The following is a 16,248-nucleotide window of genomic DNA, read 5'->3' on the forward strand; positions in this document are numbered from 1 at the left end:
GCCGCCGACACCGATCTCTGGTTCGACAACGTCTGGGTCACCGACTCCACCCCCGTCGAGTGCGGCCGGTCAAGACCGACCGTGAAACGCTCCGACCTGGCTGGCTGGGCCGTCTACGGCTACTGCTCGTCACACTCACGCTTCTTCTGGGGCCTGCGGCTCCACCTGATCTGCACGCCCGCGGGCTTACCGACCTCCTGGTCACTCGCCGATGCGAAGGCCGACAAACGGCAGGTCCTGGCCGCTGCTCTGGAAGAAGATCCCGGCCTGCTCGCCGCCCGCCCCGGTCAGCTGATCATCGCGGACAAGGGATACGTCTCCGCCGAACTCGACCGCTGGCTCGCCGAACGCGGCGCCCGGTTGCTACGGCCGTCCTACCGCAACCGCACCCCACGACCCGGCGAGCACCTACTCAAACCCGTACGCCAGCTGATCGAGTCGGTCAACGACACCTTGAAAAGCCAACTCGACCTGGAACTGCACGGCGGCCGCAGCATCGAAGGCGTCGGTGCCCGCGTCGCCCAAAGACTGCTCGCCATGACCGCCGCGATCTGGCACAACCGCGCCACCGGCCAACCCTTGACCAGGTCATTGATCGCCTACGACCACTGACTTGGGTTAGGACTTACTCGTCTAGGGTCGATGGCATGACGTCAACTCTTGCCACCAGTGCCTTTGAGTCGCTGCGCCTCGATGCCGTGGCTGATCAGGAGGCGCTGCGCCGGGTCTACGCGCTTCCCAGCGAAGCGGCTGTGCGGAAGCAGATGACCGAACTCACCGACCAGACCCGGCAGTTGATCGCCTGCTCTTCGCTGGTTCTGGTCGCGAGTGTCGACGCCGAGGGCAACTGTGACGTCTCTCCGCGCGGGGGTCCCGCAGGGTTCGTCGCGGTGCTGGACTCACGGACGGTGGCGATTCCGGACGCGACTGGTAACAAGCGTCTCGACACCCTGCAGAATGTCATCGCCACCGGGCGGGCCGGGTTGCTGTTCGTCATTCCGGGGCGCACCACGACGCTCAGGATGAACGGCCGGGCCTGCGTCTCCACCCGTCCCGACCTGCTGTCGCAACTGACCGCTGTGGGCAAGCCGCCGGCCAGTGCGCTGGTGCTGGGTATCGAGGAGGTCTACCCGCACTGTCCCAAGTCGCTGATGCGCGGTGGGGCGTGGAAGCCCGAGGAGTGGCTGCCGGCGGATGCGCAGCCGACCTCGGCCGAGGTGACGCTGGCTCAACTGCGGATACCGGACCTGACGATCGCTGACATCGAGCAGGTGGAGGCGGACGCGCTGAAATACCGGTACGAATAGCTGCCCGCCCGGCGGCGACGCCGACACCGCGGTCGCCCGCGGGGGCCGCTACCGTAGTTATGCTGCCGGACGCTACAGGATGTGATTCGCGGCTAGCGGTAGCGTGTGGTGAAGCGAGCCGCGGAAGTCCGCGACGAATTCCCGCGAAAGCGAGCACAACCTGCAATAACTCCGGTGATCGGCTCTTCCCTCAGCCGACGGAGTAGCGAAGACGAACCACGCCACCCGGCCAGATCTGCGACTCGGTCAGGCTCAGCGGCAGCGGGGCCGCCCCCGGCGCCAGCAACGGCGTACCCGCGCCGAGAGCGACCGGCGCCACCAGTAACTCCAGCTCGTCCACTTCACCGGCGGCCAGCAGGGCACGCATGACGCTGACGCTGCCCCAGAGAATGATCCGGCTACCGGCGTCGCGCCGGCTGCGGACGTGGTCGACCGGGTCGGGTACGACACGGGCCGGAGCGTGCCCGCCCCACGTCGCCGCCATCAGGGTGGTCGAGCACACCACTTTGGGTAGCGCGTTGACCTGCCGGGCCATCGGCTCGTCGTCGGCGGTCGGCCAGTATGCGGCGAACGACTCGTACGTGCGCCGGCCCAGCAGCACCTCGTCGATGTCGCCGAGCAGGGCGGCATTGTGGGTCTCCGAGGCGGTGAAGTCGGAGACGGCGGCGAACACGTCTGCCTCGCCGTTCACCCCGGCGAGGAAACCATCGACGGAAATCCACTGTTGGACGAGCAGTCCGCTCACGTGACATCACCTCCACCCGGGTCAACGCCGACGATAATCGTGATCGGGTCCGCCGGCATCCGGAGCGGGCCGAACTGGAATGATCCGAAGATGACCGCCTACATCTCCCACACCACGGTGGACTGCACCGACGCGTTCACTCTGTCCCGCTGGTGGCAGACCGTCCTCGACTACACCGAGGACCCCGACGACCCGAACGAGCCCGGCCACGAGGAATGCCTGATCTCCTCCCGCGACGGCCACCACCGTCTGCTGTTCATCGAGGTCCCGGACACCAAGCAGGTCAAGAACCGCATCCACCTCGACCTGCGCCCGGTCGCCGGAACCCGTGACACCGAACTCGCCCGTCTGCTCTCGCTCGGCGCCACCGAGGTCACCGACCTCCGCAAACCGAACGGCGGCGGATGGGTGGTCCTGGCGGACCCGGAGGGCAACGAGTTCTGCATCCTGCGCAGCGAGGCCGAGCAGGCCGGATAGCCCGACGAGCCCGAGATCTCCGGATGAGTCCGGCATCCGAGAGGCCCGGAGTAAGGGCGGAGAACTGAGACGGGCTGAGGGCGCAGCAGGGCCGACACGACCGGGCGGTCCGGTAGGGCAGAGACGGCCGGACGGCCGGGCCGGGCGGAATTGCCGGACAGCCCGGCCAAGCTGAACTGCCGGACAGCGAAACAAGCCGCGCCGACCGGATGGACGAGCAGACCGGCACCAGCGATCACCACCGGTGATCGCTGGTATGCCGACGACGAGGCATCCCTCCCGAACGCGGCGATGCTTGGCTGGACCGCATTGATCAATTGAGGCAGGACGTCCGGTAGGGACTGGGCCTCTGCCGTCACGGCAGCACCGGTCGGCGTCGGCGACTCGACCGGGCACTTGCCACCCAGGTCACGCCGGCGGTGCTGATTCAGCGGCCGCACAGGCGCGATATCGCGTCGAGCAGATCGGCCCCGGCCAGCGGCTTCTTCAGCAGCACGGCGCCATGATCAAGCCGTACCCGATCATCCATCGGCCTCGGCAGGTGCCCCGACATGTAGACGACCGGCAACGCGGGCGCGGACTCACGTATCCGCTCCACCAGATCCGGGCCACTCATCCCCGGCATCATCACGTCGGTGATCAGCAGGTCGACGGAGGGTTCCCGGTCCAGCGCCTCCGCGGGGGAGCACGCGACGCTCACGTCGAAGCCGCGGTTACGCAACATCTCGCCGGTGACCTCAGCCAGATCGGTGCAGTCGTCCACGACCAGGATCCGTAACCCGGCCGGCGGCGCGGCGTGCGGCGCCACCGGCGAACCGGGGTCGGCGGACAAGACCGGTGAGGCCTCCTCGGGCAGGTACACGTTCACGGTCGTACCCTGGCCCGGCACGGATTCCAGGCGTACGTGCCCGCCCGCGTCGCGGATGACGGCGAAGACGCTGGCCAGCCCCAGCCCGGTGCCCTTGCCGACGGGTTTGGTGGTGTAGAAGGGCTCGAACGCCCGTTTGAGGGTTTCCCGGTCCATCCCGACGCCGGAGTCGCTGACCGCCAGGCGCACGAACGGGCCGTCCAGCCTGCAGCGGGTGACGTCGACGTGCAGTTCCCCGCCGCCGGGCATCGCGTCGCGGGCGTTCGCGGCCAGGTTGACGACGACCTGTTCGAGCCGGCCGCGGTCGACGCGGGTCAGGCAGAACGGCGCGGCCGTGACGCGGAGGGTGATGTGGTCGCCGAGAGTGCGGTGCAGCATCGGCTCGAGTTCGGTGAGCACCTCGGCCAGGTCGTGTACCTGGGCGTCGCCGGTCTGGCCACGCCCGAACGACAGCAGTTGCTGGGTCAGTCCCGTGCCCTTGTCCACCGCCGATCCGATCTGGTTGGCCAGCCGCAGGGCCGGCGAGCCGTCGGGCAGCTCGTCGCGGAGGAGTTCGGTGAAGCCGATGATGATGCCGAGCACGTTGTTGAAGTCGTGGGCGATACCGCCGGCCAGCTGACCGAGGCTGTCGAGCCGTTGCATCCGGTCCACCTGGGTTCCCAGATCGCGTACGTGCCCGGTCAGGTCGGCGGCCCGGGCGGTCTCCAGCGCGGCGGCGATGTGGGTGGCGAGCGCGGCCAGTACCCCGGCGTCCGACGACGTGAAGATCCCCTCCGCGACCCGGCTGTCCAGGTACAGCACGCCGAGTATCCGGTCGCCGCGCAGCAGGGGCGACACCAGGATGCTGCGCAGCCCGTGTACGACGCTGCTCTGCGATCCCAGGACGGCCGCTTCGTCGGTGCTGGCGACGATGACGGGCTCGCGGCTGTACCGGGCCTGCTCCACGAGGGTGGAGCCGAACGCGACGAGTTCGTCCAGGTCGGTTCCGGCGGCGTCGCGGCCCCGGTACGGCACCAGTCTGTCGTCGTCGTCGGTGAGGAACAGGTAGGCACGTTCGGCGTGCAGGATCCGGATCGTCTCGTCGAGGATGACCTGGGTGAGTTCTCCCTGGTCGGTGATCCGGGAGGCGGCCAGGCCGAGGGTGCTGACGGCTTCGAGGCGCTGTTGGTGGCCGGTGTCGTCACGGGGTGTCGCGAGCCCTTCGGCCGGCAGCAGTTCGCCGAACTCGTCGCGGATCCACTGCGCCCGGTGCGGCCAGCCGTTGCGGGCGGCGAGGGCGAGCGCACCCGCGGCGGCCACGGCGGCGTCGTCCGGCCGGCCCAGCGTCTGCAGGGCGCGGGCCCGCAGCCGTTGTGCCTCGAAGGTGGCCAGCGGCGCGTCGGCCTCGCGCAGGGGCAGGCGGGCGGCGTCGAGCGCGTCGAGGGCCGGGCCGGGTCCCGTGCCGAGCAGCCGCAGGTGGGCCTCGGCGACCAGGGCATGTGCCCGCAGAAGCGTGGAGGCGGCGGCGCTGCGCAACACCGCGACGGCCCGGCGGGCACCGGCGAGAGCTTCGTCGCGCCGGTCCGGCTCGGCGGTGCGGCACTGTTCCAGCCTGCCGTACGCGACATAGGCGTACACCGATCGCAGCGGCATCAGCAGCATCCTCGGGTTGAGGTGCAGCTCGCCGAGGTCGTCGACGACCCGGTCGAAGCCGTCGCCGAGATCGCGCTGCTCGACGGCGACCTGGGCGCGGGCGAGCAGCAGCGTGACCCTGGGGCTGGGATGGCCGAACGCGGGCAGCCCGTCGTCGACGCCACGCAGCAGGGTGCCGGCCTCACCGGCGCGGCCCTGTCCCGCGGCTACGGCGGCGCCCGCCAGGATCAGGGCGTGTTCGGGCAGATCGGCGGCGGCCAGCCGGTTACGTCCTTCCCGGTAGAGGGTGTCCGCGTCGGCGGTCAGCCCGGCGAGCAGCAGCAACCACAGGGTGCCGCCGAGCATGGTGACGAATGTGGCGGCGTCGAGTCTGCGCTGCGGGTCGACGGTGTCGGCGAGGATGTCGCGGGCACGGCCCCGGCCACCGATGTGACGGCAGCTGGCTTCGGTGAGCGCCACGTACGCGATCACCGACTCCTCGCCCAGCAGCGCGGCCGCCCGCGCCGGACGGCGATAGCCGCCGAAGAGTCCGTGCAACGGGCCCAGGCTGAGGACCCCGGCGACGTCGGCACGGACCCGGACGTAGTCCTCGCACAGCCCGAGCCGCGCCACCGGGTACAGCGAGCGCAGCAGGTAGTTGAGCGCGAACACCGGGTCGAGGCCGAGGCTGGCCACGGTGCCGGCACAACGGTAGAGCTGTGCTTCGAGCCGGCACCGGGTGGCGTTCTCGCCGGTGGCGGTGCCGAAGCCGACGCCGGTGCGTTCGATCGCGAGGCCGGCGAAGAACCGCAGCAGCGTGCCGGCCACCAGCCGGGCCCTGCCCCGCGGCAGTCGCCGGCCCAGTTCGGTGAGGGCCCGGTGCACGGCCGCGAGGCCCGCCCCGGTGTCCCAGGTGTCCTGATGGACACGGCTGAGCTGCAACAGGATCCGGGCGCGGGCGACCGGACCGGACGCGCCCGGCAGCGCGGCGGTCAGCACACGTACCGCGTCGCTGAGGCGCCCCACCCGGTAGTAGGCACTGCCCAGCAGTTCGCCCACCGTGCTCGATCCGGGCGCCAGCCGGTAGGCGGGTTCGAGCAGGGTCATCGCCTGGGCCGGCGCGTTGTCGGCCAGGGCCAGCTCCCCGGCGGCGTGGCAGGCCCGTACCACCTGGTCCGGGTTCCGGGCGGGATGTCCGTCCAGGTGGTGGCGGGCGATCGCGAAGGCGTCGCCACCGGTCCGGTCGAGATGTTCGGCGACCCGCTGGTGGGCGTCGCGCAGCTGCCGCGGATCCGCGGATCGCAGCAGTGACAGGCGCAGGTGGTCATGGGCGAAGGCGTAGCCGTCGGCCTGGCGGCACACGGCGCGCTCGGTGACGGCCTCGGCCAGGCGCCGGTCGCAGGTGACCGGATCGACGCCGGCCGCGACGGCGGCCAGCTCGGCCGGAAAATGGGTGCCGATCACGGCGGCTGCGGCGAGCACGGTCCGGCACGGCACGCCGAGGCCTTCGACCCTGCGCATGACCAGGGCTTGGAGGTCGCCACCCAGGGCGATCCCGTCCAGGCCGTCGGTGTCCAGACGCCAGCCTCCCCAGTACGGGACGAGCACGCCCGAGTCGACAACCGCGTTGACGTACTCCCGCGTCTCGAGGGGGGTCGTCCCGGCGTGGGCGGCGAGCTGACCGACCAGGTCCGCGCCGAGGTCGTGCCCGGCGGTGAACGCGGTGACCAGACCGACCGGGTCGAGCGGGCCGAGCTCGATCCGGTCGGCCCGGCCGGACACCACGGCCGGCAGCATGTCGGCACCGGGTTGATCGACGGTGAGCAGCACCCGCAGCGGCACGTCGTCGATGCCCACGGTCAGTTGCCGCAGCACCGCGAGGGTGGCCTCGTCGGCGCGGTGCGCGTCGTCGAGGCACAGCAGCGCCCGGCCGGCGCCCAGCAACTGGTCGGCCGTGGTCGCACCGGCCTCGTGCAGCGGCGCGAGCGGCAGCGGATCCTCGGGGCAGGTGCCGAACAGCACCCGTACGCCGTCCTTGCGGGCCTGGTCGGCGGCCGCACGCAGCAGGCGGCTCTTGCCGGTGCCGCGGCCGCCGGCGATGACCGCGAACCCGGCGGTCCCGGCGTGCAGCGCGGTCAGTTCCCGGCGACGGCCGACCAGAGGCGCCGGGTGCGGCCCGTCTCCGGCCGGGCCGCCCAGGGCGGCGAGGAGGTCCGTGCCGCTCTGGTAGCGGTCGTCGGGGTTCTTGGCCAGGAGCCTGGCCACCGTCTCGGCCAGCGCGGCGGGCACGTCGGGATGCGACTCGCGGACGTCCGGCGGGACGGTGGTGGCATGGGCGCGCAGCAGTTCGCCGGCATCGGTGGCCGGGAACGGTGGCCGTCCGGTGAGACATTCGAACAGCACGCCGCCGAGGGCGTACAGGTCGCTGCGGGCGTCGACCGGCCGGTCCAGCGTGCCCGCCTGCTCCGGAGCGCAGTACCGCAACGTGCCGGCGTTGGTGCCGGCGGATGCGGTGGTGGCCCGTACGGCCATGCCGAGGTCGATGAGGCGGGCGGCGCCGTCCTGCTGGATCATGATGTTGCGGGGTTTGACGTCACGGTGCACGAGGCCTGCCGCGTGCAGCGCGGTGAGCGCCCCGGCGACGCTGATCCCGAGCCGGACCGTCCGGTCGGCGTCGAGTGGCCGGGCCCTCAGGACGTCAGCCAGGCTGGTCCCCTCGATCAGCTCCATGATCAGGTATGGCCGGCGGTCGGCGACACCGACCTCCTGCACCCGGGGCAGCACCGGATGATCGATCCAGGCGATCACGGCGGCTTCCCGGCGCAGGGCCGCGAACTCGTCGTCGCCGCCACCCGGGAACACCTTCATGGCCCAGACACGGCCGTCACGGCGCACCCGATAAACGATCGTACGGCCGCCTCTGTCCAGCTCTCCCAGTGTGGTCACGTCCGGTGGAGTGAGGCGGTTCATACCAGAAGCATCCGCCGTCCGGATCGGGTCCGGTGCAGAAACCGCGAACGAGGCGCCGCCTCGCCGCCTCGCCGCCGAGCGGGCGGGCCGGCTTCGGCTGGACGCCGAGGCCCGCCGGATCTACCACGAGGAGATGCGCGCGGCCGCCGAGGACGTGAACCGGCACCATCACTACGCGACCCTGGCCGGCCCGCCACGGGACTGACCACCAGCCGGCGCCGGTGTGGGGCAACCGGTATCAAGCGTCGCCGAGGGTGCTGAACTGGACACCCGCAAGTCGCCAGCCGTCGGCCTGCTCGATCCACGTCTGACTGACCCGGGACGTCGACGCCATCGCCTGACCGCGCCAGACGGAAGCGCTGTGCTGGACGTACCGGATGATCACAGCATGGTCGTAGGAGCTCACCTCGACGTCGGTGCTCCGCAGGTCGGTGTAGGCGAAGTCGACGAACTTGCCGAGCCACTGAGCCTTGTCGAGCACGTACCCCTGATCTCCGATGGATCGGAAGTCGTCCGCCAGCAACGCGTGCAGCGCACTGGTGTCGGCGTGGAACTCGGCCTGGGCGAAGGCCCGCTGCAACGTGAGGGCATCGAAGGTCACGGGGAGATTCTGTCCGACCGCGTGCTCGTACGGAATCGGGTCAGTGCGACGACGGTTTCAGGGTGAGGTACGCGAACCCAGGAACCCGCGGTGGCCTCTCAACCACATCCGGCGCTGCCGGTCGAGCGTGTCACGTACCGACGCCGCTTCGGGGTGATCCGCGTGGGACGCGAGCCACCGTTCGCCGTCCGCGGCGAGGCCCGACTCGAACTCCTCCCATTCCTGCGTGGTCGCCGTTTCGATGCGGAGGGGCCGCCCGCACCACGACAAGTCGATTCCCGGCGAAGATGCTCCTCGAAGGCGGCCGGTCTCGTGCCCGGCCCGGACGAATTCCGCCGGAGGTGTCGGATCAGGTGGATCCCGTTCGTAGCGTAGGCGGGAACGGACACCGGGTCCGGATGAACAGTGGGAGCGAACATGCCCGAGTACCTCATCTACTTCAACCAGCAGTGGGTGGGCGACCACACCGAGGAATGGTTCCGCGGGCGCGGTCCACTCGCCTCGGCGGTCGTCGACGAGATCAAGGCCGCCGGAGCGTACGTCTACGCCGGAGGGCTGGAGGAAGAGGACGGCCCGGTCTTCAGCGCGGACGCCACGAGCGGTGCGGTGATCTTCACCGATGGGCCCTACGTCGAGACCAAGGAGTTCCTGGGCGGGCTGACCATCGTGGACGTACCCGACGAGGAGACGGCCCGAATGTGGGCCGGGAAGATCGCGGAGGCGTGCGGCTGGCCCCAGGAGGTTCGCCGCTTCAAGCCCCGGCGCGGATCCCTGTGAGCTCGTCGCCCGCCGAGCCGCGCCCGGATCGAGGCGCGGCCGACGGGGCTTCGGTGGCCGCCACGGGATGACCTGCCCATCGGGCATCGCGAGGACGCCGGCGTGACGGCTCCGGGCGAGGCGCCCGGAGCCTCACTTCGCCATGTTCGCGACGGCTGCGTGCAGCCAGACCGAGGCCGGCGCGCCGGGCGTGTGCGGCTGTGGAACGCCGTTGACCGTGGCGGTCAGCGAGCTGTACCGGCCGAGCAGTTCGACGTGCCGGGCCACGTGCGGCCCTGGATCGGCATCGACGAGCCGGCGTCGGACGTCGGCGGTGTTCGGGTCGCCGGCCCGCGCTGCCATCCACGTCACCCACCGGCCTGCCAGCTCCCGGGCCCGGGGCGAGCCGGCCGGCACTCCGGCTTCGGCGGCGGCCTTGGCTTCGGTGAGGAAGGCGACCTGTTGCTCAACGTCGTCATCCGTCGGCGTGGTCTGCGGCCCGCGGGCCGCTGCCGGGGCGAAGGTCTCGGCGAAGAATCGGCGGACCGCCTCCCGGAACTCGGCGTCCTGCACCATGTCCGCGAGTTCGATCCATGCCTCGAGCTGCTCCGCGGTCGGCTCTGTCGGCAGGGTGGGCCACCACGGGCGCAGGTAGTCGACGAAGAAGCCCTGAACGTCGAGGCCGTCGGTGACATCGGTCCAGAACTCCTCGATGAGCTGGGCACGGTCGTCATCCGACATGGACACCAGCTTGTGCATCAGACTCACCTGTGCGGTCGTACTGCGTTGCCTCACGATGGTCCGCAGCACGGCCCGCCGAGCCTGGAAGCGGCTGAGCTGGTGTTCGACGAGTGCCAGGTGAGCCGTCGCGAGATCCGGCAGGGTGATCTGCTCTGCCAGCAACTGACGGATGTCGTCGAGACTCGCGCCCAGCTCCCGGAGAGTACGGACCAGCTCGAGCCCCGCGACGGCACGGATGTCGTAGTGCCGGTATCCCGCGCCGGTGCGGCCGGTGGGGCTGATGATCCCCGCGTCGGAGTAGAACCGGATCGCACTGACACTGAGGCCGGTACGCCGGGCGACATCCCCGATCGAATACATGTCCTCCATGGCAGGAACTATCGCGTCTCCAGCGACTTGAGAGTCAAGGCCGAGAACCCGTCGCGAGTCACCGGCATCGGATATCTGATGGACCGGCCGTCGATCACGGAGCAGCATGACGCGCATGTCGCTTCCCACCCCGACGTTGCACACCGCTCGGCTTCGGCTGCGTCCCTTCCACGACGGGGATGCGGACGCCCTCTTCGCGCTGCACAGCAGCGCCTACGTGCTCCGGTACTGGGACGCGCCGCCCTGGACCGAACGGGCACGCGCCCAGCGGTTCATCGCAGCCTGCCGACGGATGACAGACGAGAGCACCGGGGTACGGCTGGCCGTGGACCGTGTCTCCGACGGGGCTTTCATCGGCTGGTGCAGCCTCTCCCGCTGGAATCCGGACTACCGCAGCGCGGCGCTGGGCTACTGCTTCGACGACTCGGCATGGGGTCAGGGCTACGCGACGGAGACCGCGCGCGCCGTGCTGGAGTGGGCGTTCGACACGCTGAATCTGAATCGGGTCCAGGCCGAGACCGATACGCGCAACGTGGCCTCTGCTCGCGTGCTGGAGAAGCTCGGGTTCGTTCGCGAAGGGACGTTGCGGGAAGACTGCGTCGTCAACGGCGAGGTCTCGGACTCGTGGGTGTTCGGGCTGATCAGGCGCGAATGGCGGCCCTCGCGATGACACAGCTGAGCCGCTCCGGCTCCCCGTGGCATGACGAGGAGCCGGAGCGGCGTTGACTACTGCTAGGTGACGGTCAGCGTCACGGACCGGGAGACACCGGCAACGTTGGTGTTGCCGCCGCTGGTCACCACCCGCAGGTTCCAGCTACCGCGGGTGAAGGCCCGGCGAATCGAATAGGACCCGTTGGCCGCAATCGTGGCGCTCTGCAGGGTCACCCACCCACCGTTGGTGAAATGCTGCAGGTTCGCCTTCACCCCGGCTGTCGCCGGCGTGACCGTCCCGGTGAAGGTGACATTGGCGCCGGCCCTGGCGGACAGGGTGCTGGGCGTGAGCGTGACGGCATGACGCACCGTGATCGTCGAGACGGCCGACGTCGCGGGCCACCAGCCGACCGCCCCCGCCGGGTACGACACCCGGTAGGCCGTCGTCACGGTGGGGTTCACCGTGAGGCTCCACGCCCCCGTCGCGTCCGCCGTGATCGTGGAGACCCGCGTCCAGGTCGTCGCCGTGGGGGCCTTCTGCTCCACGTAGGCCCGCCCGGTCGCGAGCGGACCCGTGACCTGGCCGGTCAGTGTGACCGGGGCACCGTGATCGACGGTCGCTGCCGGCGGCGACAGCGTCAGCCCGGTCGGCTTGATCGTCACCGTCTTCTCGGCACCGTCGATCACCGTGCCGCGAGCACGAATACCGATCTCGTACGCCCGCGTCGGGTCCAGACCGGTCAGGGTGACCGAACGGGCCGTCGCCGGCAGCACCTGCTCCGAACCGGGAGTGACCCTGACGACGTAGCCGGCGACCGGAGGGCTGCCTGCGGTCGGATCGGTCCAGAACACGGTCGCACTGCCGCTGGCTTCACCGCCGTACACGTAGCCGACAGGCGTCGCGGGTACCAGCGGCGGCCCGACGGTGTACGGCAGGGCGAACGTCGCCGTCTCCCCATCGGGATCGGTCGCCGTGAACCGGATCGTCCCGGTGCCGGCAGTGCTCGGCGTGCCCCGCACGGTCACCCGGGTCGCCCAGTCGAAGTCGTCGTCGACGGCGGCGGTGGCGGTCAGGCCGTCGGGCAGCCCGGTGGTCTCCACGGTCACCAACTGGGTCTGGCCCAGAGCGTGATGGTCGGGGTAGTCCTCGAAGCGCAGCAGGAACGAGGTCTCGGCGCCGACGTTGAAGGTTCGCGGGGCGGGCAACAACCCGAACAGGGCCGGCGGTCCCGTGACGTACCAGGACGTCGCCTTCGGGCTGGTCCGGTTACCGTCCGGGTCGGTGGCGTGGATCTGGACCACGGTGGAGCCCTTGGTCGTCGGCACGCCGCTGATCAGGCCCTGCGGCGTGATCGTCAGGCCGGGCGGCAGCTCCTCCGCCGTCCAGACGATGGCCTGTCCCTGCGGGTCGGTGCCGGTCAGCTGACGCTGCACCGGCGTGCCGAGGTGCACCGGCGCGAGCGGGAGCGGGTCGACCACGGGCGCGGTGCCCGACGGCGGCACGGTGCCCGAGCCGTCCACCCCGACGGCGAGCCACGCGGCCTGCACCGCGGACCGCTCGGCACTGTCCGAGCCGTACAGGTCGGCCGCCGCCTGCAACGTGGCCTGACGCGCACCGACGAAATCGGTCGTCGACACCATGTAGGTGCTCAGGGCGCGGTACCAGATGGCGCCTGCCGCATCGTTGCCGATGCCGGTCACCGGGGCCGCACCGCCGCAGGGGGTGCTGCTGCCCCACCGCGTCGAGCCGCTGCCCACGGCCAGGTTGTAGAAGAACTTGTTGGCCACACCGGACGAGCGGTGCACGTCCAGGTCCTTGACTGAAGGACTCCAGCACGACGCCGACTTGAGGTTGCGGGTGGGCTCGTCCATCCAGCGTATCGGTTGCGGACCGGTCTTCTCACCGACCAGGTAATCGGGCTCGTCGGCCGGGTTGTTCGCCGCGAACTCGACGAGTGTGCCGAAGATGTCGCTGGTGGCCTCGTTGAGCGCCCCCGACTCGCCCTCGTAGACGAGGTCGGCGGTGCGGAAGGTGAGCCCGTGCGCCATCTCGTGTCCGACGACGTCGAGCGACGTGAACGCCGTCCTGCTGCCGTCACCGTCGCCGAACGCCATGCAGAGGCAGGTGTCGTTCCAGGATGCGTTCGCCAGGTCGACCTCGTCGTGGACGTACGCGGTGACGCCCTTGCCGTCGTTGTTGATGCCCTCGCGGCCGAAGGCGTCCTTCAAGTAGTCCCAGGTCCGCGCCATGCCGTAGTGCACGTCGACGCCCACGGTCGCCCGGTCGGCCATCGTGCCGTCGCCCCACACGTCGTCGGCATCGGTGAACGCCCGGGAGGTGGCCTCCGACGTCCCGGAGGCGCTGTTCAGCGCGTCCCGGGTCCGGTTGCCGCCCCGGTCCGGGTCGATCAGGGTGAAGGCGCCCTCCGCGGTACGCGTGGTGGACAGCTTGACCTCACCGCTGTGCAGTCCGTGCCCGGTCGCGGTGTCGCCACCCTTGGTCAGGTCGTACGTGCGCCGGGTACGGCCCGTGGTGGCGTCCACGATCACGACGAGATGGCCCGCGATCGTCACCTGCCATGCCAGCGCCGGCTCACCCCGGTGTGCGTCGACGACCAGCTGCGCCTGCGCCGGCCCGGTCGACTTCTTACCGGCCGTGGCGATCGCGTCGTTCTTCGCCACCGCAGGCGTACGGGAGACATCGACGGCCGCGTCCTGGCCCACCGTGGCTCCGGCGAACCGGCCCGCGCGGGTGGTGTGCACGACGAAGTCACCACCGAGCACGCGAAGGCCGTTCCAGGTGCGGTCGAAGCGGACGTGCCGGCCACCGTCGCTGTCGACGACGATGTCCTTGGCCTGGTAATCCTCACCCGCGACGGAGTGCACGGCCTTCTTGTTGCCCCGGACCACGTCGCGTGCGGCCGCGACGAATGCGGGCTTCGCGGCGGGCGGGACGGACCGGCCGACCCGGGCGGCGCGTCGCGGCCTGTGGTCATCCCGCACCGCGTCCCGCTGACCTGCCGGCGACGGCGCGGCCGACTCGGGCGCCGGGCCGGCCTCGACCGTTGCGGAACCGCCGGACGGCGAGGAGGCCGCGGCATGGGCTCCCACCCCGACCAGAGCCACCGCGGCAACCGTCGCTACTAACTTACGGACATGGCTTCGCCTGACCGTCACTGATTCTGTCCCCCGTCGTGATCGATGAAGGCGAATAGTAGGCGCTTCGGGGGGATCCTCGCGCGCCCGTTGGCCACATCGACGGGGCGGCTGCCTTGCCGAAAAATGAAGCTACCGGTAACGATCGGGGATGGTGAGTCCCGTCCGTTCGTCGTCCCAGGCCATGGAGATCAACTTCCAGCCTTCCGGTGTACGGACGAACTGCGTCGAGATCATGCCGCGGCCCGTGAACGGAGTACCGCCGAGCACACCGTGCTTGGTGTAAATGCTGAAGCGGTGCGCCACGTCACCGAATACCTCGGTGATCTCGGCGGTCTCCGACTCGTGGAATGCGCTGAGCTCACCCGAGTCGACGGACCGCTGCCTCGGCTCGATGAAATGTTGCACCGTCGTGATCTCGGGTCGAGCACCGCCGGCCTTGATGAGCTTGCCGTCCTCGATGAACAGCTCGTGGAGCACCTCGTATGTGGGGCGCTGCCCGGACTCGAACGACACCGCCGCGAAGAACCGGCGGATCAGGGTCTCGAGCACCGCCCGTACGGCTTGCGGGTCCTCGCCCTCGGCAGTCACGGGAACCCTCCAGAATGGGGGCCGGCACCGCGCAGCCCGGGTACCTCCAACGCGCGCACGGTGTAGTTCACCCCGGTCCACTCAGCATCGAAGCGTTGTGTCCCGCGGCCCAGCCGAGCTGAATGACCTGGCAAGATGTGTGGCGTGACGTATCAGGTACGGCCGCTCGAGCCGGGGGAGAAGCAGCTCGCGTGGGCCCTCGGGAGCCTCGCGTTCGGGTACCACGAGCAGCCCATGCCGGAGGACTGGGCCGCCGATTCCCCCGGCCGTCGGACGCTCGGCGTCTTCGATCCGGCCGGACGGTTGGTCGCCAAGGCGGTGGACCGCGAGCAGGGCCAATGGTTCGGCGGCCGGGTCGTGCCGACGAGCGGCGTCGCCGGCGTGGCGACCGCGGCCGAGTTGCGCGGGCGCGGCCTGGGCCGGCTCGTGCTGACCCGGCTGCTCCAGGGCGCCCGGGACCGCGGGGCGGTGATCAGCACGCTGTTCGACACGACGCCGGGGCCGTACCGGGCGCTGGGCTGGGAGGAGGTCGGCGCGCTGGTCTACTACACGGTGCCGACCCGGGTGCTGGCCGAGATCCGCCTCGATCCCGCGACGACACTGCGACCGGCGACCGAGGCCGACATCCCGGCCGTCGACGACATCTACCGCGCGGTGGCCCGGACGGGCACCGCCATGATGGAACGTTCCGGGCCCGCCTTCGCCGGGACCCCCGAGCAGCTGCTGGCCGACTACCACGGCTTCACCGTCGCCGTCGACGACACCGGCACCATCACCGGGTACGCCAGGTGGGATCGCGGCCCCGGCTACGACGCGAGCGGCAAGCTCAGCGTGGACGAAGTGGTCGGGCTGACACCGGAGGCGACACGCACGTTGCTGGCGATGCTCGGCGGCTGGGCTAGCGTCGCGCCGACGACCCTGATCCGGCTGGGCACCGCCGACCCGGTCTGGTCGCTGCTGGCGCGCGGCGACGCCAAACCTGAGTCCACACAACCGTGGATGCTGCGTGTCGTCGACGCCCCCGGCGCGATCGCCGCCCGCGGCTGGCCGCGCCACCTGACCGGCGAGGTCGACCTGGAACTGACCGACGACGTCTGCCCGTGGCATCAGGGCCGCCACCGGCTGGTGCTCTCCGGCGGCAACGCTCGGCTGGAACCGGGCGGCACAGGCGCTGTCCGGCTGACACCACGCGGCCTGGCCTCCTGGTACGCGGGCGCGGCTACGCCGCAGCAGCTACGCCGCAGCGGCTTCCTGACCGGCGGCGACGCCGACACCGACGAGCTGCTGCGCACCGCGACCGCCGGCCCGGCGCCGACTCTGCACGACTACTTCTGAGGGTCGGTACGGCTCGGTCGCCGACCACACACTCACACGGGCGACCCCGGCTGCTCCCTTCGAGCAGCCG

At 70.6% G+C, this 16,248-nt stretch carries 13 protein-coding genes; 7 read left to right on the top strand and 6 right to left on the bottom strand.

From position 1 onward, the window contains the following. Positions 1–612 (top strand): transposase (locus BC793_RS23990; RefSeq protein WP_109595868.1); only part of this gene is annotated, 612 nt, incomplete at its 5' end. Between the two features lie 35 nt (positions 613–647). Beyond that, positions 648–1,307: an MSMEG_1061 family FMN-dependent PPOX-type flavoprotein gene (locus BC793_RS23995; RefSeq protein ID WP_109595869.1), complete on the top strand. Its 660-nt coding sequence runs from the start codon at positions 648–650 to the stop codon at positions 1,305–1,307. 190 nt (positions 1,308–1,497) lie between these two features. On the opposite strand, the gene BC793_RS24000 is transcribed toward BC793_RS23995, so the two are convergent. After that, a complete protein-coding gene (locus tag BC793_RS24000) occupies positions 1,498–2,052 on the bottom strand; it encodes a dihydrofolate reductase family protein (protein ID WP_109595871.1) in 555 nt (184 codons plus the stop codon). Positions 2,053–2,142: 90 nt separating this feature from the next. Here BC793_RS24000 and BC793_RS24005 point away from each other — a divergent pair, with 90 nt between their 5' ends. Beyond that, positions 2,143–2,529, top strand: coding sequence for a VOC family protein (locus BC793_RS24005; RefSeq protein ID WP_109596412.1), 387 nt, complete (start codon positions 2,143–2,145; stop codon positions 2,527–2,529). A 427-nt stretch (positions 2,530–2,956) separates the two neighbouring features. On the opposite strand, the gene BC793_RS24010 is transcribed toward BC793_RS24005, so the two are convergent. Next, positions 2,957–7,978: a protein kinase domain-containing protein gene (locus BC793_RS24010; protein ID WP_109595873.1), complete on the bottom strand. Its 5,022-nt coding sequence runs from the start codon at positions 7,976–7,978 to the stop codon at positions 2,957–2,959. Between BC793_RS24010 and BC793_RS24015 the strand changes: the two genes are divergently transcribed. Then, on the top strand, positions 7,965–8,183 hold the full coding sequence (locus tag BC793_RS24015; RefSeq protein ID WP_109595875.1) for a hypothetical protein: 219 nt from the start codon (positions 7,965–7,967) through the stop codon (positions 8,181–8,183). The genes BC793_RS24010 and BC793_RS24015 overlap by 14 nt on opposite strands. Before the next feature lie 33 nt (positions 8,184–8,216). Here BC793_RS24015 and BC793_RS24020 read toward each other — a convergent pair whose 3' ends face one another. Next, on the bottom strand, positions 8,217–8,579 hold the full coding sequence (locus tag BC793_RS24020; RefSeq protein WP_109595877.1) for a nuclear transport factor 2 family protein: 363 nt from the start codon (positions 8,577–8,579) through the stop codon (positions 8,217–8,219). Between the two features lie 417 nt (positions 8,580–8,996). On the opposite strand from BC793_RS24020, the gene BC793_RS24030 reads away from it, so the two are divergent. Next, on the top strand, positions 8,997–9,356 hold the full coding sequence (locus BC793_RS24030; RefSeq protein ID WP_109595880.1) for a YciI family protein: 360 nt from the start codon (positions 8,997–8,999) through the stop codon (positions 9,354–9,356). Positions 9,357–9,488: 132 nt separating this feature from the next. On the opposite strand, the gene BC793_RS24035 is transcribed toward BC793_RS24030, so the two are convergent. Continuing rightward, the gene (locus BC793_RS24035) at positions 9,489–10,562 is read right to left on the bottom strand and encodes a MerR family transcriptional regulator (protein WP_239170343.1); all 1,074 of its coding nucleotides are present in this window, start codon (positions 10,560–10,562) and stop codon (positions 9,489–9,491) included. Here BC793_RS24035 and BC793_RS24040 point away from each other — a divergent pair. Next, positions 10,561–11,115: a GNAT family N-acetyltransferase gene (locus BC793_RS24040; protein ID WP_109596414.1), complete on the top strand. Its 555-nt coding sequence runs from the start codon at positions 10,561–10,563 to the stop codon at positions 11,113–11,115. The two genes, BC793_RS24035 and BC793_RS24040, sit on opposite strands and share 2 nt — an antisense overlap. A gap of 62 nt (positions 11,116–11,177) precedes the next feature. On the opposite strand, the gene BC793_RS24045 is transcribed toward BC793_RS24040, so the two are convergent. Together BC793_RS24045 and BC793_RS24050 are read right to left on the bottom strand one after the other, a co-directional pair. Continuing rightward, positions 11,178–14,222, bottom strand: coding sequence for a M4 family metallopeptidase (locus tag BC793_RS24045; protein WP_146246406.1), 3,045 nt, complete (start codon positions 14,220–14,222; stop codon positions 11,178–11,180). Positions 14,223–14,384: 162 nt separating this feature from the next. Next, a complete protein-coding gene (locus BC793_RS24050) occupies positions 14,385–14,843 on the bottom strand; it encodes a DUF4440 domain-containing protein (protein WP_109595884.1) in 459 nt (152 codons plus the stop codon). A gap of 144 nt (positions 14,844–14,987) precedes the next feature. Here BC793_RS24050 and BC793_RS52365 point away from each other — a divergent pair, with 144 nt between their 5' ends. Continuing rightward, entirely contained in the window at positions 14,988–16,178 is a 1,191-nt protein-coding gene (locus tag BC793_RS52365; protein ID WP_158319339.1) for a GNAT family N-acetyltransferase, read from the top strand. The last annotated feature ends 70 nt before the right edge of the window (positions 16,179–16,248 follow it).

Source organism: Actinoplanes xinjiangensis (genome assembly GCF_003148685.1).
Taxonomy (GTDB): Bacteria; Actinomycetota; Actinomycetes; order Mycobacteriales; family Micromonosporaceae; genus Actinoplanes; species Actinoplanes xinjiangensis.